The organism is Myxococcaceae bacterium JPH2, assembly GCA_016458225.1.
Classification (GTDB): Bacteria; Myxococcota; Myxococcia; order Myxococcales; family Myxococcaceae; genus Citreicoccus.
Genome location: JAEMGR010000019.1, coordinates 166,016 through 188,425 on the forward strand (window position 1 = coordinate 166,016; position 22,410 = coordinate 188,425).

General features: G+C 69.8%; 11 protein-coding genes. 8 read left to right on the forward strand and 3 right to left on the reverse strand.

Going from position 1 to position 22,410, the window contains the following annotated elements:
• Window positions 1–87: 87 nt before the first annotated feature.
• Window positions 88–4,542: a response regulator gene (locus JGU66_26165; protein ID MBJ6764276.1), complete on the reverse strand. Its 4,455-nt coding sequence runs from the start codon at window positions 4,540–4,542 to the stop codon at window positions 88–90.
• A gap of 99 nt (window positions 4,543–4,641) precedes the next feature.
• Window positions 4,642–8,676, reverse strand: a complete 4,035-nt coding sequence (locus tag JGU66_26170) for a glycosyltransferase (GenBank protein ID MBJ6764277.1) — start codon at window positions 8,674–8,676, stop codon at window positions 4,642–4,644.
• Between the two features lie 205 nt (window positions 8,677–8,881).
• On the opposite strand from JGU66_26170, the gene JGU66_26175 reads away from it, so the two are divergent.
• The 3 genes from JGU66_26175 to JGU66_26185 all read left to right on the forward strand — a co-directional run bounded on the left by JGU66_26175 (window position 8,882) and on the right by JGU66_26185 (window position 13,448).
• Window positions 8,882–10,237, forward strand: coding sequence for a DUF4912 domain-containing protein (locus tag JGU66_26175; protein ID MBJ6764278.1), 1,356 nt, complete (start codon window positions 8,882–8,884; stop codon window positions 10,235–10,237).
• Window positions 10,238–10,263: 26 nt separating this feature from the next.
• Window positions 10,264–11,856, forward strand: coding sequence for a DUF1957 domain-containing protein (locus JGU66_26180; protein MBJ6764279.1), 1,593 nt, complete (start codon window positions 10,264–10,266; stop codon window positions 11,854–11,856).
• A gap of 101 nt (window positions 11,857–11,957) precedes the next feature.
• Complete coding sequence (locus JGU66_26185) at window positions 11,958–13,448, forward strand: Do family serine endopeptidase (GenBank protein MBJ6764280.1); 1,491 nt, start codon at window positions 11,958–11,960, stop codon at window positions 13,446–13,448.
• Window positions 13,449–13,508: 60 nt separating this feature from the next.
• On the opposite strand, the gene JGU66_26190 is transcribed toward JGU66_26185, so the two are convergent.
• Window positions 13,509–15,434, reverse strand: coding sequence for a diguanylate cyclase (locus JGU66_26190; GenBank protein ID MBJ6764281.1), 1,926 nt, complete (start codon window positions 15,432–15,434; stop codon window positions 13,509–13,511).
• Window positions 15,435–15,618: 184 nt separating this feature from the next.
• Between JGU66_26190 and pgeF the strand changes: the two genes are divergently transcribed.
• The 5 genes from pgeF to topA all read left to right on the forward strand — a co-directional run bounded on the left by pgeF (window position 15,619) and on the right by topA (window position 22,354).
• The gene (gene pgeF / locus JGU66_26195) at window positions 15,619–16,401 is read left to right on the forward strand and encodes a peptidoglycan editing factor PgeF (protein MBJ6764282.1); all 783 of its coding nucleotides are present in this window, start codon (window positions 15,619–15,621) and stop codon (window positions 16,399–16,401) included.
• A gap of 55 nt (window positions 16,402–16,456) precedes the next feature.
• Window positions 16,457–17,287 carry a tetratricopeptide repeat protein gene (locus JGU66_26200; GenBank protein MBJ6764283.1) on the forward strand — a complete coding sequence of 277 codons (831 nt, stop codon included), beginning with the start codon at window positions 16,457–16,459 and terminating at the stop codon, window positions 17,285–17,287.
• A gap of 29 nt (window positions 17,288–17,316) precedes the next feature.
• Window positions 17,317–18,528: a LysM peptidoglycan-binding domain-containing protein gene (locus tag JGU66_26205; GenBank protein MBJ6764284.1), complete on the forward strand. Its 1,212-nt coding sequence runs from the start codon at window positions 17,317–17,319 to the stop codon at window positions 18,526–18,528.
• A 138-nt stretch (window positions 18,529–18,666) separates the two neighbouring features.
• Window positions 18,667–19,791, forward strand: coding sequence for a DNA-processing protein DprA (locus JGU66_26210; protein MBJ6764285.1), 1,125 nt, complete (start codon window positions 18,667–18,669; stop codon window positions 19,789–19,791).
• Window positions 19,792–19,813: 22 nt separating this feature from the next.
• The gene (gene topA / locus JGU66_26215) at window positions 19,814–22,354 is read left to right on the forward strand and encodes a type I DNA topoisomerase (GenBank protein MBJ6764286.1); all 2,541 of its coding nucleotides are present in this window, start codon (window positions 19,814–19,816) and stop codon (window positions 22,352–22,354) included.
• Window positions 22,355–22,410 lie beyond the last annotated feature (56 nt).

Genomic DNA, 22,410 nt, shown 5'->3' on the forward strand with positions numbered 1-22,410 from the left:
CGTCAGCGGGCGGACCGCGGATGAGATGAAGCACCAACGCAAGGGGCCCCGCTCGGCATGTCGAGCGCGGGCCCCTCGCTTTTCTGGCTACTTGTCCAGCTCGTCCACCAGGGCGGTCCAGTCATCCTCGCCAGCGGCGGGGCTGGTGGGCAGCTGCATCATGACGGTGCGATCCGAAGGCTCCTCCAGGTCCTCGCCGAGCGGCACGGGCTGCGGCGGTGCCTGAGGCGCGGCCTTCTTCGCCGCCGGAGCCGCCGCGGCCTTGGCGGCGGGCTTCGCGGGTGCCTTGGCCGGCGTGGGAGCCGCCGCGGCGGGGACCACGGGGTTGAGCTGGGTGCGCAGCTCGGAATCCGCCTCGTCCGCGACCGGCGCGGGCGTCTTGCTCACGGCGGCCTTGGCGGCCGGGGCGGGCGTGGCGGCCGCCGCGGGGGCCTTGCTCTTGTAGCGAGCCAGCTCCAGCTCGGCGACCTTGAGCGCCTTGCTCTTCTCCTGCACGGACTGCTGCAGGCGCGCGACCTCCTGCGCCTTGATGGCGTCGCGGCGCTCGAGCTCCGCCTTCTGCTTGGCGGACTGCTCCTCCAGCTCCTTGAGCTGGCGGGCCTCCAGGTCCTTGCGCTCCTTCTGGGCCGTGGCGAGCCGCGCGGCGGTCTCCGTGGACTTGCTCTCGGCGGCCGAGACGCGGGCGGTGAGTTCCTTCTCGACGCGGAGCTTGCCGCTCTGCGCGTTCTCGACGGCCAGCTCCAGGTCCTGGATCTTCTTCACGCGGGCCGCGAGCTGGCCCTGGACGTCCTTGAGCTTGGTGTCGGCCTCGGCGGCGCGAGCCTGGGCCTCCTGGCCGAGCTGCGCGATGCGCTGCTCCGCCTTGGCCAGCTTCGCGGCGAGGTCATCCGCGTGCTTCTTGGCCTCGCCAGCGGCGGCCTGGGCCTGCTGGGCCTGCTGCTGGCTGCGCGCTTCGGCTTGCTGGAGCTGTCCCGCGAAGCCATCGCGCTCCGCGACCAGCCGCGCCTGGGCCTGGGCCGCGCCCTGGAGCTGCCCGTCGCGCTCGGCGATGACCTTGCGCGCGCTGTCCAGCTCGCCCGAGACGCCGGCGAGCTGCTGGCCCATGGCATCCGCGTGCTTCTTCGCATCGGCGGCCTGGGCCTGGAGCTTTCCTTCGAGCTGCTTGAGCTGCTCGGTGCGGGTGGCCACCTCGCGGTTGAGCACCTCGCCCTGCCGCATCTTCTCCTGGGTGACCTGGGTCAGCTTGCGGAGCGTGTCGGACAGCTCCTTGCCCTTGGTGGTCAGGTCGTTCTGGAGCAGCTCCTCGCGGCGCTGGGACTCGTTGGTGAGCGCGTGGTGGCGCTCTTCCAGGTCGTGCCGTGCGTCCTCGGACTGTGCCAGCGAGGAGGTGAGGCGGGTCACCTCGGCGACGCGCTCACCCAGCTCGTGCTTGGTGACGATGAGCTGCTCGGCCAGGTCCTCGCCGTGCGTCTGCGCCTCGGCGAGCTGGCCTTCGAGCGCGGCCTGGGCGCTGGCCGCCTGCTGGCGGGAGGTGACGTGCGCCTGCTGCTCGTGGGCCAGGGCGTCCCGCGTGGCCGTGAGCTGTCCTTGCGTCTCCGCGAGCTGCCGCGACGTGGCGTCCAGCTCGGACACCAGCCCGTCGCGCTCGCCCGTGAGGGCCTGGATCTGCGCGGTCGTCTCTTCGGCCAGTCGGGCGTGTGCGCCCCGCTCGGCCTCGTAGTTCCCCTGCGTCTCCGACAGCTCGGCGCGCAGCTGGCCGATCTGCCCGGTCAGCTCCTGCTCCAGCTCGTTCTTCGCCTGACCGAGCGCCTGCAACTCGGCGATGCGCGCGTTGCGCTCCTGGGTGGTGCGCGCCAGGGAGTCATTCGTCTCCTGGAGGGCTCCGCGCGTGTCGTTCAGCTCCGCATCCAGCGCGTCGCGCTGCTGGGTGGTGGCGGAGAGCTGTTCGCGGGTCTGCTCCAGCGCTCCCTGCGTCTGCGCCAGCGTCTGGCTGGTGGCGTCCAGCTCGCCGCGCGTCTCGGCGAGGGTGGCCTCCGTGCTGGAGAGCGTGGCCTGGGTGTCCGCCAGCGTCTGCTCGGTGCTGGCGAGCGTGCCCTGCGTCTGTGCGAGGGCGTGCTCGGTGCGGGAGAGCGGCTCCTGGGTCTGCGCCAGCGTCTGGCTGGTGGCGTCCAGCTCGCCGCGCGTCTCGGCGAGGGTGGCCTCCGTGCTGGAGAGCGTGGCCTGGGTGTCCGCCAGCGTCTGCTCGGTGCTGGCGAGCGTGCCCTGCGTCTGTGCGAGGGCGTGCTCGGTGCGGGAGAGCGTCTCCTGGGTCTGCGCCAGCGTCTGGCTGGTGGCCTCCAGCTCGCCGCGGGTGCTGGACAGCGTCTCCTCGGTCTGGCCCAGGCGCGACTGCGTCTCCGCGAGCTGCTGGCTGGTGGCCTCCAGCTCCCCGCGCGTCTCGGCGAGGGTGGCCTCCGTGCTGGAGAGCGTGGCCTGGGTGTCCGCCAGCGTCTGGCTGGTGGCTTCCAGGTTGCCGGTCAGCTCGGCGATGCGCGCGTCGCGTCCGGCGACGTCGGACTGGAGTCCCTCGATGGTGGAGTCGCGCTGAGCGACGGTGTCCTCGAGCGAGGCCACGCGCGCCTGGAGCTGCTCGCCCTGCTGCTGCGAGGACTCGAGCTGCTCGGTGAGCGCTTGAATCTGGCCGGTGAGGTCGGCTTCCTGGGCCTCCTTCGCCGCGCGCAGCTCCTGGAGCTGGCCGCTGAGGTCCTGCTCCAGCGCGTCCTTCGCCTCCTGGAGCGCCTGGAGGCGACCCTGGAGGTCTTGGATCTGCCCGGTGAGGTCCTGCTCCAGCTCGTTCTTCGCCTGGCCGAGCGCTTCCAGCTCGCCCGTGAGTTCGGCCTCGCGGTCCGCGAGGTGGGCCTTGATGGCCTCGACCTCGCCCTCCAGCTCACCAATGCGCTCCAGGTGCTGCTGGATGGTCGAGTTGAGGTCGGCCTCGTGGTTCTCGTTGCGGGTGATGGTCTCCGCCAGCTCGCGCTCGAGCGAGGAGATCTTCGAGTCCCGCTCCTCGACGCGCTGGGTGAGTTCCGCCTCCTGCGCGTCCTTGTCCAGCTTGAGCTGATCGCGCTCGCCCGTGGTGCGCGACAGGTCGCCTTCGAGTTCGGCCACCTGCTGGGTGAGGCGCTGCTCCAGGGCGGCGCGCTCGGCGTTGAGGCGTTCGATCTCCGCGTCGGAGCGAGCGGCGTGCTCCTCGGCGGTGGCCGAGCGCGTCTCCAGGCCGCGCACCGTGTCGTCGCGCTCCTGCTCGGTTCGCCGCAGCTGCTCCTGCACGGCCTGCAGCTCGCCGGTCAGCTCGGCGTAGCGCTGATCCCGCTCGCTGATGGTGCGACCCAGCTCGGACTCGAACCCATCGCCGCGCTCACGCAGGCGGGCGATCTCCGCCTCCTGGGCGCGCCCGGTCTCCTGGAGCCCCTGCTCCTTGACCTCGAACTCGAGCGTGACGACGCCGAGGTGCTTCTCCAGCTTGTCGTACTCGCCATTGAGGCGGTCGATCTCCGCGGCCCGGCGCCCCAGTTCGTCGTCGCGGTTGTGGACCTCCTTGCGAAGGACGTTGATGTCCTTCTCCTTGGAGGCGACGACCTCGATGAGGTCCTTCTCCGCGGAGAACTTCTGCAGGAGCAGGTCATCCACGGTGGCGCCGTGCTCGCGCTCCTTCTGGACGATGGCCTGCTGGGCGTCGTTGAAGCGGCGCAGCAGATCATCCACCTGCATCTTGAGGCCCTGCAGCTCCACGTCCTTCTCGTGGAGGCGGTCCTCGACGGACAGGAGCTCGCGCTCGCGCACGCTCCAGATTTCCGAGAGGCGGGCGAGCTGGGCCTCGCGCCCCTTCAGCTCGTCGCGGAGGATCTGGATCTTCCCCTCCGGGGTGCCCATCAGCTCGCGGCGCGGGGGCGGGCGCTTGAGCTGGCGCGACTCGGCCAGCAGCTCCGCCTTGCGGTCCGCGATGGACTGGAAGGCGCGGTCCATGAACGCGCGATCCTCGTCGGTGATGGCGCTGCGGCGCTCGCGCTTGGGCAGCCGCGGGGGGCCTCCCGCGTTGGTGCGCAGCGGCGGAGGCATGGGCGGCGGCGACTCGCGCGGGGCGCTTCCGTTGAGCGCCGCGTCCAGCGAGTCATCCGAGTCCTCGCTCCCGGGCGTGACGATGCCGGCGCTCATCGAGGCCAGCTCGCCCATTTCGAAGGGGATGACGAGGTAGCCGTCGGCCGCGCCTTGCGTCTGACGGTGTTGGTTCAGCCCCTCCACACCCGTGTCGGAGGAGAGCAGGAGGACCTTGAGGTTCTGGCCCCACTTGCCTTTCTTGATCTGCCCGCAGAGGGTGAACCCGGACTGATCCGGCAGCTCCGCGCGAACGACGACCAGATCAGGCCGGCGCTTCTCCAACTCGCGTTGAGCGTCCGCGGACGTCGCCGCCATGGCCGTCTGGTAGCCCGCGCTTTTGAGCACGGTGGCCATGCTGAGGGCGAAGTCGTTCTGGCTTTCGACGATGAGGACCCGACGCTCCATGAAGCCCTTGACCCAGAAAAAAGTGCAGTGAAAACCGGAACATCCTACCGGCCGGCAGCAAGCCTTGGAAAGTTTCCAAGCGTCGCTCGGTTGGCTGCCTCACGAGTTGCGGCCGCGGACCGGACCTTCAGGGCCGGGATCCGAGGCGCCCTGAGGCGTTTGCGGGCCGTCATCCCGCCCGGGGAACGTCGTGGGTGGGGTGTGCCGGGCAAAGCGCGTTCCTTCAGGAGGGCAGTAGCCGTGGGCGAGCTGGGCGAACCAGGCGTTGAGGGCCGAGGGCGGTGGCTCGGGCGAAGGCCCTTCGTCATCCAGCTCGGCGTCCTCGTGCGAGGCGTCGGCCTCCAACACTTCGTCGGCGCTGATCTCCTCGGGCTCGTCGCCTCGACCGCGGGCGGACTCGGGAGCGATCTCGTGGATCTCCTCGTCCTCCAGCGGCTGGGCGTCTGACGAGGAGATCTCCTCGGGCTCGTCGTCCGCGGGCGTGTAGGTGCGAAGGGAGGCCTTGAGGACCGGCGGGGCGGCGGGACGGGACGGCAGGTCCACCGGCGAGAGCCGAGGCGGCGGCTGGCGGGGAGGGACTGGCGGCGGGGCCGTGGCGCGCGGAGGGAGTGGCGGCGGGCGATCCGTGTCCGAGACACTGCCGCCGCGGATGGGGGCGGGGGCCTTGCCGGACTCGAAGAGGACGGGGATGCGCGTCGATGCCGTGCGTGGGGTGTCGGAGGCGGGCAGTCCGCCGCGGATGGGCGGGCGGTCGGTGTCCGACACGGTGTTCAGCCGAGGTGGGGCGGGGCGCTCCGTCTCGGGGCTGCGCGCGGGATCCGGGCTGCGAGGCGGAAGGGCCGGGAATGCCCCGGTCGAGGTGGTCCGAGGCAGCTCCGTCTTCGTCTGCACGCGGCTCGGCACGACGGAGCGCATCGGGACGATGGGCGTGGGCGCCGGCAGCTCGTGATCCTCGACCCAGGCGGTCGAGGTTCGCGAGGGAGGCGGCTCCGCGGGACGCTCGGGCGGCGTCGGACGACGGACGGGCGACGGAGGCGCGGACTCGTCGCGATCCGAGGGGCTCAGTTTGCGAGAGGGCGGCTCCTCGCCACGCTCCAGTGCAGCCGGTCGGCGGACGATGGGCGTGGGAGTCGGGGACTCCGCCTCGCGATCCACCAACACCGGTCTGCGAACAATGGGGGTGGGGGCGGGGGGCTCCTCGTCTCGCTCGATGGGCGCGGACTTCCGCGCGTTCAACGCCGCGGCGGAGTCCTCCTCATTGCGCGCGGCGAGTTCAGGGGGCGTCGGTCGACGAACCGTGAGCGCGTCTTCTTCGCGCTCGACTCGGCCGGACGAAGCCGTCCTGCGAGGCGTTTCTTCCTCGCGCTCGGGTCGCGTAGCGGCATCGTCTTTGCGCTGCGAGGCTTCGAGACCCGGCGGACGGCGAACGATGGGCGTAGGGGACGGCGAATCCTCTTCGCCCTGCGCATCGTCAGTGGAAGTTCCGCGACGCTTGCTGCTCGTGGCCTGCGAAGTGTCGCGTTCCCGTTGCGAGTCCTCGAGGCCGAGCGGTCTGCGGACAATGGGAGTCGGCGACGGCGTGTCATCCTCACGACGCGAGCCATCCGCGCGCGTGCGACGATGCCCGTTCGCGAGAGACGAACCCTCGTGCTCACTCGGCGGATCATCGAGCCCGAGCGGACGGCGAATGATGGGAGTGGGCGACGGTGAGTCGTCGTCGCGGTGTGCACCGGCCGTGGAGCGTGAACGGTGGTTGCCGCTCCTGGGCGAGAGGCCGGCGCGCTCACTCGGCGGATCATCGAGCCCGAGCGGACGGCGAACGATGGGCGTGGGGGAGGGGGCTTCATCCTCGCCCGGGGAGACCGCGGCGCTCAGCGTGCCGCGCTGATTCGCTGCGTTGGACGCGGCTTCATCCTGTCGCTGCGCGTCTGCATGTCCCAGCGTTTGCCGTGCGGTGGGTTCGGAGGCTTGCGCACCGTCCTCACCCTGAATGCGGTCCGCGGAGTCATCTCGCTGCGCGCTGACCCCGGGCGAAGCTGCTGCCTGCGCACGCTGCGCGTCTTCGGAAGTCGACGGGCTCTTGCCCGTGGACGCGGTCGGTGCCGCCTCGTCTCCAGGCTGCGGGCTCGCGATGTCGAGATTCCCTCGGATGCCCGAAGCGTCGTCCTTGTACTGAGCGCCCTCGTCTCCACTGTCGCGAAGTGAGGCCGACGCGTCGTTTCGCTGTTCGCTCTCTCCTTCGGGAGTTGTGCGCAGGCTCGCGGAGGCGTCGTCCGGCTTGAGTTCCGACACCGCGTCGCTGGCCTGTGTTGGCGCGATGGCGCGTGAGGCGTCCTCTTCTGGTTGCGCGCCCACTGTGTCGGGCAGCGAACGGACGCTGGAGGCGGATGGCTCGGCGGAGGCGACGGCAGCGCTCGAGCGCTCCTCTGCGTTGGCCTTATCCCCGTCGTCGACATCGCCCCGGCCACTCGTGGCGATGGGACTGTTGTCGTCCTGGGCGACTGCGGTCGTCGACTGGGGGGGGCCCGCCGTGTCCTCGCTGCTCGCGGGCTGCGTCGTCGTGGGCACTTCCACCTTCGACGTCGTGCGCGCGGAGATGGCGACGTCGACAGCGGAGGTGGTGCGCGCCGGGGATGACTTGGGCGCGGTCGGCTCGTCGAGGAGCGGAGTGGCGTCGCGCGGCGTCTTGTCCGGCGCGGTGGGGATGGGGCTCACCGTCGTGGCGGCCTCGTCGGAGGGCTCCTCTCGCAGCGGGAGCCCCATCACGACGGGGGGCTCGGCGGGGCGCGCGTCCGGCTCCGTCTTCACGAGCCGACGATCGAGGCGCTCCTCCACCACCTGACCCACCACGATGGGCGCGCCCTCTCGCGCGTCCTGTACCGCATCCGGACTCTGATTCCGCTGCGAGGCGGTGCTCGGCGCGGACGCCTCGACAGAGGGCTCCGACACTCCCAGCAGCGCCAGACGGTTGGTGGGCGTCCCCGTCATCGTGACGTCGGGAAGTGCCTCACTGGAGTCGCCGACCGGGCGCGGCCCGCGCTTCTCCAACAGCCCGTCGTAGAGATCCAGGAGCTTGCCCCGGATGCGCCCCGCCTCCAGCGCGCTCTCCGCATGTGCCCGCGCCGCGCGGCCCAAGGCCAACCGCCGAGGAACATCTCGCGCCAGCTCGACAATCCGGTCCGCCATCGCGCGGACATCCCCTGGCGCGAAGAACGCGGCCGCGCTCGACGGGATGAGTTCGCGCGTGACGGGCAGATCCGCGGCGATGACCGGGCGACCCGCGGCCATGTACTCGGACACCTTCGCGAGGGGCCCGCCCTGCATCCGGTTGCGCTCGGAGTCATCGAGCGGCAGCACGCCCACGTCCGCCAGCGCGAGCACCTTGGCCAGATCGTCGTGCGCGACCGGAGGCTGGAACTCTACCGTGTCTTGCAGGCCCAGCTCCCGCACCAGGTCCTCCAGGTGCGGCTTCCAATCCGGATGCTGGGCGCCCACCAGCGTGAGGCGCACGGGCTCCTGCTGCGAAGCAAGCGCCGTGGCGCGCAGCAACAGGGGCAATCCCTGCCAGCCCACCTGACTCCCCAGGTACATCATGCGCAGCGGCTTGCCGTCCGGCAGTCCCACCACGCTCGGGGCATACGGCGTCAGGTCCACCGGCGCGCGGACAACCCGAACTTGCTCCTCCGCCGCACCGAGCCCCTGGATGAAGCTCCGAGTCGTCTGCGAGCCGGTGATGACGAGGTCGGCGTTCATCAGGCAGAACAACTCCTGACGCCGCACCTTGGAGAGGAAGCGCCGATCGCTCTCCAACTGGGGATGGGTGAAGCGCAGCTCCTGTGAAGGGAACGTCTGCGCCTCGTAGATGAGGCGATAGCCGTAGTCGCCCTTCAGCTCGCACAGCGCATAGCCGCCGAAGGGATCCGTGAAGTGCGCGAGCGCGTAGTCCTCGCTCTCCAATTGGCGGCGCACCGCGCGCTCGAAGGCTTGGATCCGCGACGCGAGGTCTCCCGAGCCCACGGGCACGCGCAGCAGACGCGCGCCCTGGTACTTCTCGATGTGGGAGTGGTCTGGCGTCTTGGCGGAGAGCACGACCACGGTGAAGCGGTCGGGCAATGCCTTGAGATACTCCGTCAATCGACGTGAGGAGCCCGACGGACCCGGAATCACGTCGAAGCTGCACAGGAGGAGTCTGGGCAGGTCGCTCAAGCGGGGCGCAGGATACCGGGACGTTTCCTAGGTGTCATGGGGGACGGACGAAGAAGCCGGGGTCGGCAGACCAACACATGTAGTGCTGACACGTTGACCCTCCGCGTGCAGCGACCTAAAGGCGAGGGTGTCCATGGACCACCTCAAGCGTGTCACCGTGAGCTACCTTCGAGAGCTGGCTCGGAAGCACCTCGGCCCTGGCCACCGCAAGAAGAACAAGCAGCAGCTCATCGCGGCACTCGCGGCCTATGTCCCGGTCCTGGCTCGTCTGGTGCGCAGTGCCGGAGGGAGCCTCCTGCCTCGGCTCGAAGCGGCCAAGGACGCCATCCGTCGCAAGGCCCGAAGAAAGTCCCAGAAGCGGACCGAGGCCTCGTCGGAGAATGCCGGGGTGGGCGGGACCCAGGAGCGCGGCATCACGGCGGAGCAGGACTCCGGTTCAGCAACGGGTGTCGACAAAGCGAGGACGCAGGCCGACACCGCTCGAGGGGCCGCTTCCACGAAGCCCGCCCACGTCGTGAATTTTCCACCCAGGCTGCGAGGCCAGCCCGCAGCACCGGGAGCGTCGCGAGGGCAGGAGTCCACCACGTCGTCTGAAGAGGGGGCCGCGCAGGCTGCTTCCGTGGAGCTGCCACAGCATCCGGCCGAGCCCTTGGTGGAAGGCTTCTTCGTCGCGCGCATCGCGGGTGAGCGAGAGGCACGTCGACATCATCTGTTGGAAGAGCAGGTCGCGCATCTTCCGCCCGCGGACCGTTCCGCCGAGTATGACGAGCACCTGGGCGAGCTGCCGCTGGACTACGAGGACGACACGGCGCTGTTGATGCCGCGCGACCCGCATACGCTGTTCGTGTTCTGGGACTTCAGCCCCGCCACCCGCGCGCGCGCCTTGGAGGGACTGGACGCTCCCCGCGCGGTCCTCAAGGTGTTCGAGGGTGAACACCTCGTGCGCGAGGTGGAGTTCGCCTTGGAGTCGCGCAGCTTCTACATCCATGGACTCCCTCCGGGGCGGCCCTATCGCGTCGAGGCGCACTTCGTCGCGAAGGATGGCAGCGGGCGCCGGATTGGGGGTTCGACGAACCGTGTGGTGCTGCCTCCCGCGGGCCCTTCCACGGACACCTCCGTTCGCTTCCTGCGCATGCCGACAGGCTTGGAGGATGCCCAGCGCGACATGGCGGAGACCGCCGCCACCGCGCACACGCGCACCGCCGAGTTCGAGGAGCGCGAGTACATTCGCTGGCGTCGAATCCAACTGCCAGGCAGCGCGGGAGCGCGAGACATTCCCGAAGTTGAGCGTGAGCGCATCGCGCGCGCGGTGCCGCCGCCGGCGCCCGGTCCAGGTGTGCCCACGGAGTCGATGCCTCGCGGAATGGGCGCATCGGATCAGCGGTACCTGAGCGGCATCGCGCGTCCACCGGGCGCGTCGGATCAGCGCTACCAGCGCTCAGAGAAGGAACCCCCCGAGCCAACGCCCCCGGGGCGTGGCCGCACGTGAACCTCCAAGGACACCCAGATCGACCTATGAGCCCGGGCTCCCTCGCGCTGGTCCTGCACGCGCACCTCCCCTTCGTTCGCCATCCCGAGCATGAGAACTTCCTCGAGGAGGACTGGCTCTACGAAGCCATCTCCGAGACGTACCTCCCGCTCCTGAGGGTCTTCGACTCGCTGGCCGACGAGGACATTCCGTTCCGCCTCTCGCTGACGCTGTCGCCCACGCTCGTCACCATGCTGCGCGACGAGCTGTTGATGTCGCGCTACGCCCGGAAGCTCGATCTGCTGTGTGAGCTGGGCGCGCGCGAGGTGCACCGCACGCGCGATGATCCCACGTTCGGCCGACTGGCTCGCTTCTATCGCGACCACTTCGAGTCCCTGCGCGTCCTCTTTCGCGAGCGCTATCGGCGCGACCTCGTGGGCGCGTTCCGTCGACTCCAGGACGCGGGCCATCTGGAGATCCTCACGTGCAACGCGACCCATGGGTTCCTGCCGCTGATGCAGCAGACGCCCGAGGCGGTGCGCGCGCAGGTGACGGTGGCGGCCAATCACTATCGTCAGACGTTCGGGAGAGATCCCGCGGGCATCTGGTTGGCGGAGTGTGGCTACTTCCCCGGACTGGAGCGCGTGCTGGCCGCCGAGCGCATCCGCTACTTCTTCGTGGACACGCACGGCCTCACGGACGCCACGCCTCGACCGCTGCACGGCCCCTACGCGCCCATCTTCACCGAGGCGGGGGTCGCGGCCTATGCGCGCGACCCCGAGAGCTCCCAGCAGGTGTGGAGCACCGAGCACGGGTATCCGGGCGACCCGGACTACCGCGAGTTCTATCGAGACATCGGGTGGGACCTGGACCTGGACTACGTCCGGCCCTTCATCCAGCCCACGGGCGAGCGCAAGAACACCGGCTTCAAGTACTACCGCATCACGGGCAAGACGAACGACAAGCGCCCCTATGAACCCGACGTCGCGCGCCAACGCGCCGCCGTGCACGCGGGCAACTTCCTGTTCAACCGCCAGCGCCAGATGGAGTACCTCGCCTCGCGCATGGGGGGCCGCACGCCGGTCGTCGTGGCACCGTACGACGCGGAGCTGTTCGGCCACTGGTGGTTCGAGGGACCGCACTTCATCGAGGCGCTGCTGCGTCAGGCCGTGCATGCGCGCGATCAGGTGCGGCTGGTGACGCCCTCGGATGATCTGCGCTCGCATCCGGAGAATCAGGTCGCCACGCCACCGCTGTCCTCCTGGGGCGCGGGGGGCTACGCGAACATGTGGCTGGATGGCTCCAACGATTGGATCTACCGCCACCTGCACCACTGCGCGCGCAAGATGGTGGCGCTTGCCCGCGACTTCCCCGATACGTCCGAGCTACGGCGGCGCGCCTTGAATCAGGCCGCGCGCGAGCTGTTGCTGGCGCAGTCCTCGGACTGGGCCTTCATCATGAAGACCGGCACCATGGTGGACTACGCGGTCCGCCGCACGCAGGAGCACCTGCTGCGGTTCCTGCGCCTGCATGATCAGGTGCGCTCGGGCGCCATCGATGAGGGATGGCTGGCGCACGTGGAGGGGCGTGACAACCTGTTCCCGGAGCTGGACTATCGGGTGTACCGGCCCGTGGGGTGACGGACTCGGGAAGAGGCGCGCGCGCGAGGTGTTCGGTGGATGGCCCCTGGAGCAATGGACCGGGTTGCGGGGCCCCATTTCAGGTCTAGGTTGGACACCTTATGAGCTCATTTTCGCCGCCGTTCCGTCGGAAGATCCTGGGCGCCGTGTTCGTGCTCGCCGTGCCGTCCATGGCGCTCGGACAGGCACCTTCCCCCGCCGCGTCCTCCAGTTCGACGGGGCAGAACAGCAACCTCCAGCCCGCCACCGCCGCCGCGCAGGCGCTGCCGTCCCTGGCTCCGCTCGTCGAGTCGGTGAAGTCCGCGGTGGTGAACGTGGATGTGCAAACGCGCGCACAGCTGCCGTCGGGGCTGGAGGACAACCCGCTCTTCGATCGTTTCTTCGGCAACGGTGGACAGGGGAAGGGAGACAGCCGTCGCCGCGAGCATGAGCAGCTCCGCCAGGGCGCGGGCTCGGGGTTCATCATCGAGCCCAAGGGCGTCATCCTCACCAACAACCACGTCGTTGAAGACGCGGTGTCCATCACCATCCGCCTGGATGATGGGCGCACCTTCACGGGAGAGACAGTCGGCAGGGATCCGCTCACCGATGTCGCCGTGGTGAAGATCAAGGAGAAGGTGGACAACCTTCCCACGGTGAAGCTCGGCGACTCGGATGCCATGCGCGTGGGCGACTGGACGCTCGCCATTGGCAATCCGTTCGGGCTCGCGTCGAGCGTGAGCTTGGGGATCCTCTCGGCGCGCGCGCGCGACATCGGCGCGGGGCCCTACGACGAGTTCCTCCAGACGGATGCGGCCATCAACCCGGGCAACTCGGGCGGGCCGCTCTTCAACCTGCGAGGCGAGGTGATCGGCATCAACACCGCCATCGTGGGCGGGGGCACGGGCATCGGCTTCGCGGTCCCCAGCAACCTCATCAAGGCGCTGGTGCCGCAGTTGGAGAAGGAGGGCACCGTCACGCGCGGTTGGTTGGGCGTGGGCATCCAGGACCTGACGCGCGACCTGTCCAAGGCGATGGATCTCCCGGTGGCGGAGGGCGCCATCCTGACGCAGGTGAATCCCGGCTCGCCCGCCGCGAAGGCCGGGCTCAAGTCGGATGACGTGGTGGTGGCGTTGGACGGGCAGAAGATTGGGACGAGCAACCAGTTCACGCGCATGGTCGCGCTCAAGCGCCCGGGGAGCACCGTCACGCTGACCCTCTACCGCGAGGGCAAGAAGCAGGACGTGAAGGTGGCGCTCGGCACGCGCCCGGACCTGGAGGGCGTGGGCAAGAAGAAGCAGGAGACGGGGGATGATCAGGAGGGCTCGCGGCGCGTGGGCCTCTCGCTCGACAACCTGGATCCGCGCACCGCGCAGCAAGCGGGCTTCACCGAGCGCCAGGGTGCCCTCGTCACCGACGTGGTGCCGGGATCACCCGCGGATCGCGCGGAGCTGGCCGCGGGCATGCTGATTGTGGAGGCGAACCGCAAGCCCATCACCAGCGCGAAGGACCTGGCGGGTGTCATCCGCGGCGCCGCGGCGGGCAGCACGCTGCTGTTCCGCGTGGCAACCCCGGGCGGTGGTCGGTTGCTGCGCGCGCTGAAGCTGCCGTGAGGTGAGGGGCCTCGCCGCTTGGGAGGTGCCGTCTCGCGAGCGCGAGACGGCGCCGGGCGGTCAGGCCTTGGCGATGCCGGAGGGGAGGGCGGGCGCAGCGGGCTCGGCGGGAGGGGCCTGCGGCCCGCGCTCTCGCCCGGGATGCATCTCCATCCCGGTCTCGTACGGCGTGGTACGGTTTCGCCCCGTGCGCTTGCTGCAATAGAGCGCCGAGTCCGCGCAATCCACCAGCATCTCCTGGCTGTTCGCGTCGGTGGGGAAGTGGGCCACGCCCACCGAGACGGTGATGTGCCCGCCGGGCAGGCCCGCCTGGGCGAGGTCCGGGGCATCGGCCACCGCGCGGCGCAGCTTCTCCGCGACCTCGGTGGCGTCCTCCTTGGTCACCTGCGGCAAGAGGAGGACGAATTCCTCGCCACCGTAGCGGCCCAGGGTGTCCACCTTGCGCGCGCGCATCCTGAGCACGTCGCAGACCCGGCGGAGCGTCTCGTCACCCGCGCGATGGCCCGCGAGGTCGTTGAGCCGCTTGAAGTGATCCACGTCCACCATCAGCAAGGCGAGCGGAACACCGAAGCGCTGCGCCCGAGCCATCTCCAACTCGAGCCGCTGGAACAGGTGGCGCCGGTTGGGCACGCCCGTGAGCGCGTCCGTGAGCGTGAGCGTCACCGTCTCCGCGTGGAGCCGCGCGTTCTGCACCGCGGTGGCGGCCTGGTCCCCCACCGACGTGAGCAGCTCGATCTCCTCCGCGGAGAAGCCGGCCGGCTGGGGCCGCAGGAAGTTGATGACGCCCAGCAGCGTGTCCACGTGCACCATGGGCACGGCCAACAGCGAGCCCTCGTCCTTGCGTCCGTTCACCAGGGCCCGACGCGCATAGACGCTGGTGCGGTCGGCGAGGTCGGGGATGTACACGGACTTGCGCGTCTGCGCGGCGCGGCCACAGGCGCCTTCGCCCATCGCGAACGTCATCCCCTCCGCGCCGCTGCCTTCCGGCCAGGCGCGGCGCACCTCCAGCATTCCGTCAGCGTTGACGAGCATGATGGAGAAGTCGGGGATGTGGAGCCGCTCCACCACGAGCTGGGTGATGCGCCCGAGCAGCTCGTCCAGCTCCAGCGTGGAGTTGAGCGAGCGCGCCACGTCGAACAGGAGCGACAGCTCGCGCAGGCGCTCTTCCAATTCGTCCTTCAGCGCCAGCTTCTCCTTCACCAGCGCGAGGTCTCGGTGGGTGTCGATCTCCTCCACCTTCATGGACGTGAGGCGCGCCAGCATCTGGTTGAAGGCGGCGCCCAGCCGGGAGATTTCGTCCGTGCCGCGAGCCTCGGCGCGCACCAACAGGTCTCCGGCCTCGGCGCGGCGCATGACCTCGCTCAGTCGCTTCAGCGGGCGCGTGAGGACGAAGCGCAGCGCCAGCCACGTCACCAGTCCCAGCATGGCCGCGAACAGGGCCATCGCGCCGAGCGCGCTGCGGAACACCTGCTGGAGCTGGCGGTAGAGCACGGGCTCCGTCATGCGCACCTGGAGCACGCCCGCGCGCTGTCCCCCTTCGCCCGTGTGGCAGCCAGTGCACTCGGGGCCGCCCAGTGGACGCACCACCTCGGTGCCGTGCTCGCTGGAGCGTGCGGCCTCCGGGCCGGGAGCGGTCAGCCGGGTGGCCTCGGGGTGCAGGTGCCCTTGCTCGCCCGCGCGCCGGCTCCAGCGGATCCGCCCGTCGGGCGTGAGCACGCGCAGGTCCTCGACCGAGCGGAACAAGCGCGCATCCGATGCCAGCACTTCGGCCACGGCGCCGTGGGGCGGCGCGCCCGGGGCCTGGGGCAGGGTGAAGGTGGATGCGACGAACTCGGCCAGCGCGAGTGCTTCCAGGTGCGTGCCTTCGCGAACGGCCTGCCGCGCCTCACGTCCGAAGTGGCCCACGCCCAGCAACGCCACCACCAACCCGGGCAGGGCGATGCTCCACAACAACTTCCTACCAATCGTGTCGGGACCCAGGGCCATGCGCGCGGCAAACCGTTCTCAGCGGAGGGCTGGTTTACCGCCAGTTGCCGAAGAGTTGACGAATTGTCAGTCCGGTAACGCGCACTGTCAAACGGACTCGCATCGAAACTGTGTGACGAATCGAGGTCGCCCATCACACGGGTTGCGTGCGAGGGCGCGCGAGGGCGTTACGCTGGTGGGACCGATGACGCTGCCTTCTTTCGTGACGTCCTCCCTGCTGCCCGTTCCGCATGGCTTTTCCACCCGAGCGGGCGGGGTGTCCGAGGGCCCCTATGCCTCGCTCAACCTGGGGTTCGCGGTGGGGGATGAGCGCGAGCGCGTGGAGGAGAACCACCGAAGGCTCGCGAAGGCCGCCGGGGCCGCATTGGGTGCGCTGGGGCGCGTCTCGCAGGTCCACGGAGACCGGGTACTCGAAGCGCGCGGCGGCACGGCCGACGCGGGGCTGCGCCCGGTGCTCGGAGAGGCGGACGCCCTCTGGACCGAGGAGGAGGGGGGCTGGGTGGCGGTGGGGACGGCGGATTGCGTGCCCGTGCTGCTGGTGGATCCCGACGGCCAGCGGGTGGCGGCGGTGCACTCGGGGTGGCGGGGGACGGACGCGGACATCAGCGCGCGAGCGGTGGAGGTGCTGGTGGCGCGAGGGGCGCGGCCGGAGCGACTGCTCGCGGCGGTGGGGCCCGCCATCCAGCGCTGCTGCTACGAAGTCTCGCCGGAGCTGGCCGAGCGCTTCACGCGCCGCTTCGGCCCCGACGTGGTGACCCCTCATGCCACGCATCCCCATCTCGACCTGCCGTTCGCGGTGCGGCGCACGCTGCTCACGGCGGGGCTGCTGCCCGCACATGTGGACGTGCTACAGGCCTGTACGGCGTGTGACGCGGCGCGGTTCTTCTCGCATCGCCGAGACGCGGGACGCACCGGGCGTCACCTCAACTTCGTGGTGAGGCGCTTCTCGCCTGGGCCGATTTCTTGACGCTCTCGGACGGGGCTTCCTATCCTCGGGAGCAGACCTCTCTCGACCCAGGCCCGTGCTGGAGCGCTCCTTCCTCTTCCGTCTGCTGGCTGCCGTGGCGCTGAGCGCGCCCTGCGCCTGCGCCACCACCTCCGCCTCATCGGCGGAACTCGTGGCGTTGCAGGCCGAGGTGCGCACGCTGCGCGACACGCAGTCTCGGCTCCAGGAGCGCCTGCAGCGCTTGGAGGACCGCGATGCTGTCAGTCGCGCTCCCCGAGCCGCCGCCGCGCCGGCGCCCGTGTCCTCCACTCCCGCCGCGGCAGAGGGCTCGTCCCTGAACCTGCCGCCGTCGGAGCTGGCGGTGGTGCGGCTCAAGCCCCGGAATGATCCCGCGCCTCGCATCCCCACCGCCGTCGCCGTGGTGGAGCCGGACTCGGATCAGATGGAGATGTTCATTTCTCCGGTGGAGGAGTCCTCGGCCGCGTCCGTCACGCCAGTCCATGAGTCGGGCCTGCCGGAGCGCGACCCCGCGGTGCTCGACGCGGAGTACGAGCACTCCGTTTCGCTCCTGCGCACGGGCAACGTGGAGGGCGGGGTGGAGCGACTGGCCCGCTTCGCCGCGGAGAATCCCCGCCACCCCCGCGCCGACAACGCGCTGTACTTCAGCGGGTTGGGCCAGGTGGGGTTGAAGGACTACGCCGCCGCCGCGAAGACGTTCGAGCGGCTCATCGAGACCTATCCCGCCGGAGATGCCATGCTGGACGGCATGCTTCGGCTCGCGGAGTGCCGGGTGCGGCTGAACCAGGCCGCGCAAGCCCGTGCACTCTACACCCGCGTCGTCACCCAGTTCCCGGGGACGGCCGCCGCCACGCAGGCGGAGCAGCGGCTCGCCGCGCTCTCGCCTTGAAGACCTTTTCGTCGAAAGGACGTCGTCCGATGCGCACCCGGATCCTCGCCTCGCTGCTCGTGCCACTTGCCATCGCACCCGTCTGGACGGCCCGCGCTCAGCAGCAAGATGGCGCCGAAGACGAGTCCTCCCAGGGCGGTGAGACGGAGGGCACCGAGGTCGCCGATGAGCCCGAGCGTCCCACCCGCGTCGCCGTCCCCCCAGGCACCCAGGGCCGCGAGAGCGCGCCGGGTGAGGTCCACACGGTGGAGTCGGGAGACACGCTGTGGGACCTGTCCCAGCGCTACCTCGGCAGCCCCTGGTACTGGCCCAAGGTCTGGTCCTACAACCCGGAGATCGCCAACCCGCACTGGATCTACCCGGGCAACCAGGTCCGCTTCTTCGCCGCGGGCGAGGAAGTTCCCTCGCGCGTCGAGGCGGGAGCGCCCGCGGAGGTCGCGCCGGCCACGGAGATCCCCGAGGAGACCAACGCGGTCACCGTCAGCGGGAAGATTGGCTACGACGGCTCCAACGCCACCACCGTGACGACGCAGGCTTTCGTCACCGCGCGCGAGCTGGACGAGGCGGGCCGCATCGAGGGCGCGTCCACGGGCTCGGTGATGCTGTCCGCGCCGGATCAGGTCTACGTGCGCTTCAAGCGCAACAAGGCCGCCAAGGTGGGCGACCGCTACATCGTCTTCCACACCCAGCAAGAGGTGAAGCACCCGGTGACGGGCGCTCGCGCGGGCTACCTCACCCAGCTGCTGGGCTCGCTGCGCGTGGTGGCGCTGAACGATCAGGTCGTCACGGCGCAGATCATGGAGACGTGGGACCCCATCTCCCGCGGTGACCTGGTGGGCCCCTACGGCGAGCACCTCACCTCGAAGGTCGCGCCCAAGCCCAACGCCAAGGAAGTGCAGGGCGTCGTCCTCCTCCCGATGGTGCCGTACCTGACCATGGTCGCGGAGAACTACTTCGTCGTCATCGACCGGGGCAGCGCCGAAGGCGTGCAGCTGGGCAACACCTTCACCATCGAGCGCAAGGGCGACCCGTCCAACGACGTGCTGGGCAAGCCGCATCCCAAGCCCGGCGAGGTGGCCAAGAACGACCGCGTCTATCCCTGGGAGCGCATTGGCCAGTGCATGGTCACCGAGCTGCGCGAGCACAGCTCGAACTGTCTCCTGAGCCGGACCCTCCAAGAGATTGGTCCCGGCGACCGGGCGGTGATGCGGGTGGGTGGCGCACCCACCGCGAGCCGCTGAAGCACGGCAGGAATCCTGCACGCCCCGGTCGCACGGAGGGGCTCAGCGCTTGACCGCTGCCAGTCCGGTGTTTATGTGTCGCGCCCCTCCCGACGGACCCATCCTCTATATAGGTGGGTAATGCGTGGGGGGGCGGGTATGGCGGACGCGGCGACGAACCATCTCTCGGCGGAACAACAGGCGTGTCTGGCGCTCTGGGCCATTCCTGGTCTGGGGCCTCGGACGCTCGCGGGGCTTCGTGTGTTCGCGCAGGGAGACCTGGGCGCGCTGGCGAGCAGCCCGGTGAGGGAGTGGGTGGCCCGCGCGCCAGTGCCCGCGCCCGTGCGAGCGCGGCTCGCCCGAGTCGAGTCGCTCCCGGCGTTGGCGGAGCGCCTCTGGACTGCCTGTCAGTCATCCGGGACCCAGGTGGCCTTCGCGGGGCAGCCCGCGTACCCGGAGCGGCTGCGGGAGGTGGCGGATGCGCCTCCGCTGCTTTTCTATCGGGGAGAGCCGGGGCCTCCTCGGCGCCGGGTGGCCATGGTGGGCAGCCGGCATCCGGACCAGGGATTCCTGCCCTTTGCCCGCACGTTCGCCCGACGCGTGGCGGAATCCGGCGTGGGGGTGGTGTCGGGCGCGGCGGCGGGGGTGGACCGAGCGTGCCACTGGGGAGCGCTCGACGCGGATGGGGAGACGTGGGCGTTCCTGGGGTCCGCGCTGGACGCGTTGGACCCAGCCCAGGCCCGGCTGCTGCCTCACCTCCTGGGACGTGGGGGCGTGTTCTTCAGTGAACTCCCACCGGGCGTCCGAGCCAGCACGACGACGTTCCCGCGCCGCAACCGGCTCATTTCCGGCGCATCGGACGCGATCCTGGTGCTCCGGGCCGGCCTGTCGTCCGGCAGTCTCTATACGGTGGAGGCCGGGAGGGCCCAGGGCCGGCCGGTGCTCGCCTTGCCCGGCGACGTGTGGCAGGAGGCGGCGGCCGGCTGCAATGCCCTGCTTCGGGACGGGCTGGCGCGGGCGTGCACGTCTCCCGAAGACGTGTGGCGGGCGGTGGGCATCCATCCAGGACGGGCCGTACCTCCTGGAGAGGACGCTTCATGGTGGGAGGCGCTTTCCACGGAAGCGCGTGGGGCCTACCGGTTGTTGGGCAAGGTTCCCCGCTCTTTCGATGACGTCCTGGCGGGCGGCCAGTTATCGGTGGCGGCCCTGACGAGCGCCTTGGTGGAGTTGGAGTTGTCGGGGCTGGTGGTTCAGCACCCGGGAAAGCTGTACGAGAAGGTCTGAGGTAGTTCGAGGTAGGAGAGTCATGGCCACGCGGACGAAGAAGAAGGCGAGCGACACGGAGGCGGCCGAGGAGACGACCGCCCGCAAGACGGCGGCGCGCAAGTCGCCGGCCAAGGCGAAGAAGCCTGCGGCCAAGGCCAAGAAGACGGCGGCCCGTCGGCGGCCGGCGGCTCAGTCTGGCGAGCTGGCCTCCGTCGAGGCGGACGCCGAGGTGGAGCCCACTCCGCGCGGCAAGGGCCCGCACTACCTGGTGGTGGTGGAGTCGCCGGCGAAGGCGAAGACCATCAAGAAGTACCTGGGCAGCGGCTACACCGTGAAGGCCTCGGTGGGCCACGTGAAGGACCTGCCCAAGAGCAAGATGGGCGTCGACGTGGAGCACGGCTTCCAGCCCCAGTACGAGGTCATCAAGGGCAAGGAGAAGGTGCTCAACGAGCTGAAGAAGATGGCCAAGTCGGTGGACAAGGTCTTCCTGGCCACAGACCCGGATCGCGAGGGCGAGGCCATCGCCTGGCACATCAAGGATGAGCTGGCGCACCCGGACTCCATGCGGGTGACCTTCAACGAAATCACCAAGAAGGCCATCCAAGAGGCCATCGCGCACCCGCGCGAGCTCAACCAGGACAACTACGACTCGCAGCAGACGCGGCGCATCCTGGACCGGTTGGTCGGCTATCAAATCTCGCCGCTGCTCTGGAAGAAGATCCGCCGCGGCCTGTCCGCCGGACGCGTGCAGTCGGTGGCGGTGCGGCTCATCGTGGAGCGCGAGGAGGAGATCAAGCGCTTCACCCCCGAGGAGTACTGGTCGCTGGACGCGCTGCTGGAGGGCCCCGCGGGCCCGCCGCCGTTCAAGGCCAAGCTGTCCAAGGTGGACGGCAAGAAGGTGGAGCTGAAGGACCGCGCGACCACCGAGGGGCTCGTCTCCGAACTGCAGCGGGCGGACTTCGTGGTGTCCAAGGTGGACCGCCGCGAGCGTCGCCGCAACGCGCCCGCGCCGTTCATCACCTCCAAGCTCCAGCAGGAGGCCGCCAACCGCCTGCACTTCACAGCCAAGAAGACGATGACGCTGGCCCAGAAGCTCTACGAGGGCGTGCCCCTCGGCGAGGAGGGCCAGACGGCGCTCATCACGTACATGCGTACGGACTCCACGCGTCTGTCCGATGACGCCGTCAAGCAGGTGCGCGAGTTCATCGGCACGAAGTACGGCGCGGACATGCTCCCCGAGGAGCCGGTGGTGTACCGCAGCCGCAAGGGCGCGCAGGACGCGCACGAGGCCATCCGGCCCACGTCGCTGGAGTACCCTCCCGAGCGCGTGCGCGCCCACTTCGAGGCGATGGATGAGCTCGACATGTTCCGGCTGTACGAGCTCATCTGGAACCGCTTCGTCGCCTGTCAGATGAAGCCCGCCGTCTATGATCAGACGGCCGCGGACATCGCCGCGGGCCGCGCCACGTTCCGCGCCTCGGGCAGCACGCTGAAGTTCCCGGGCTACCTCGCGGTGTACGGCGCGGGCCTGACGCCCGAGGAAGAGGCGGAGAAGGAGAAGGCCAAGGCCGCGGGCGAGGAGGGCGCCGAGGACGCCGTCGGCGAGCTGCCCCCGCTCAACGAGGGCGAGAAGCTGGCCCTCCAGAAGCTCCTGCACGAGCAGCACTTCACCCAGCCGCCCCCGCGCTTCAGTGAGGCCACGCTGGTGAAGGAGCTCGAGGAGAAGGGCATCGGCCGTCCGTCCACCTACGCCGCCATTCTCTCCACCATCCAGGACAAGAAGTACGTGGAGAAGCTGGAGGGGCGCTTCCGTCCCACCGACCTGGGGCAGATGACCAACGAGATGCTGGTCAAGCACTTCCCCCACGAGATGGACGTCACCTTCACCGCGAGCATGGAGGAGAAGCTGGACCAGATCTCCGACGGCGGCGCGAGCTGGAAGGTCGTGCTCAAGGACTTCTACGGCCCCTTCAAGGAGACGCTGGAGAAGGCCGAAGCGGAGATGCGCGACGTCAAGCGCGAGGAGATCAAGACGGACATTGCCTGCGAGAAGTGCGGCAATCCGTTCGTCATCAAGTTCGGGAAGATGGGCCACTTCCTGGCGTGCTCGAACTACCCCGACTGCAAGAACACGAAGGACTTCAAGCGCGACGCCGAGGGCAAGATCGTCATCGTGGAAGAGGAGACCACGGACGAGAAATGCGAGAAGTGCGGCAAGCCCATGCTCGTCAAGCGCGGCCGGTTCGGGCGCTTCCTGGCGTGCTCGGGCTACCCGGACTGCAAGACGTCCAAGCCCATCTCCATCGGCGTGTCCTGCCCTGAGTGCAAGCAGGGCTACCTGACCGAGCGCCGCAGCGGCCGCGGGAAGATCTTCTTCGGCTGCAACCGGTACCCGGACTGCAAGTTCGCCGCGTGGGACCGTCCGCTGGCCGAGTCCTGCCCCCAGTGCCAGTCGCCCTACCTCCTCCAGAAGTTCTCCAAGCGGGACGGCGCCTACATCGCCTGCCCCAACAAGGAGTGCGACTACCGCCGCGAGGTCAAGGAGCAGCCGGGAGAGGCGGGCCCGTCCTCGGCCGCTTGAGTTGGAAAGTCCCAGTCATTCCGGGACCCTGGGGCGCCGCTGTCTTGACACGCTCG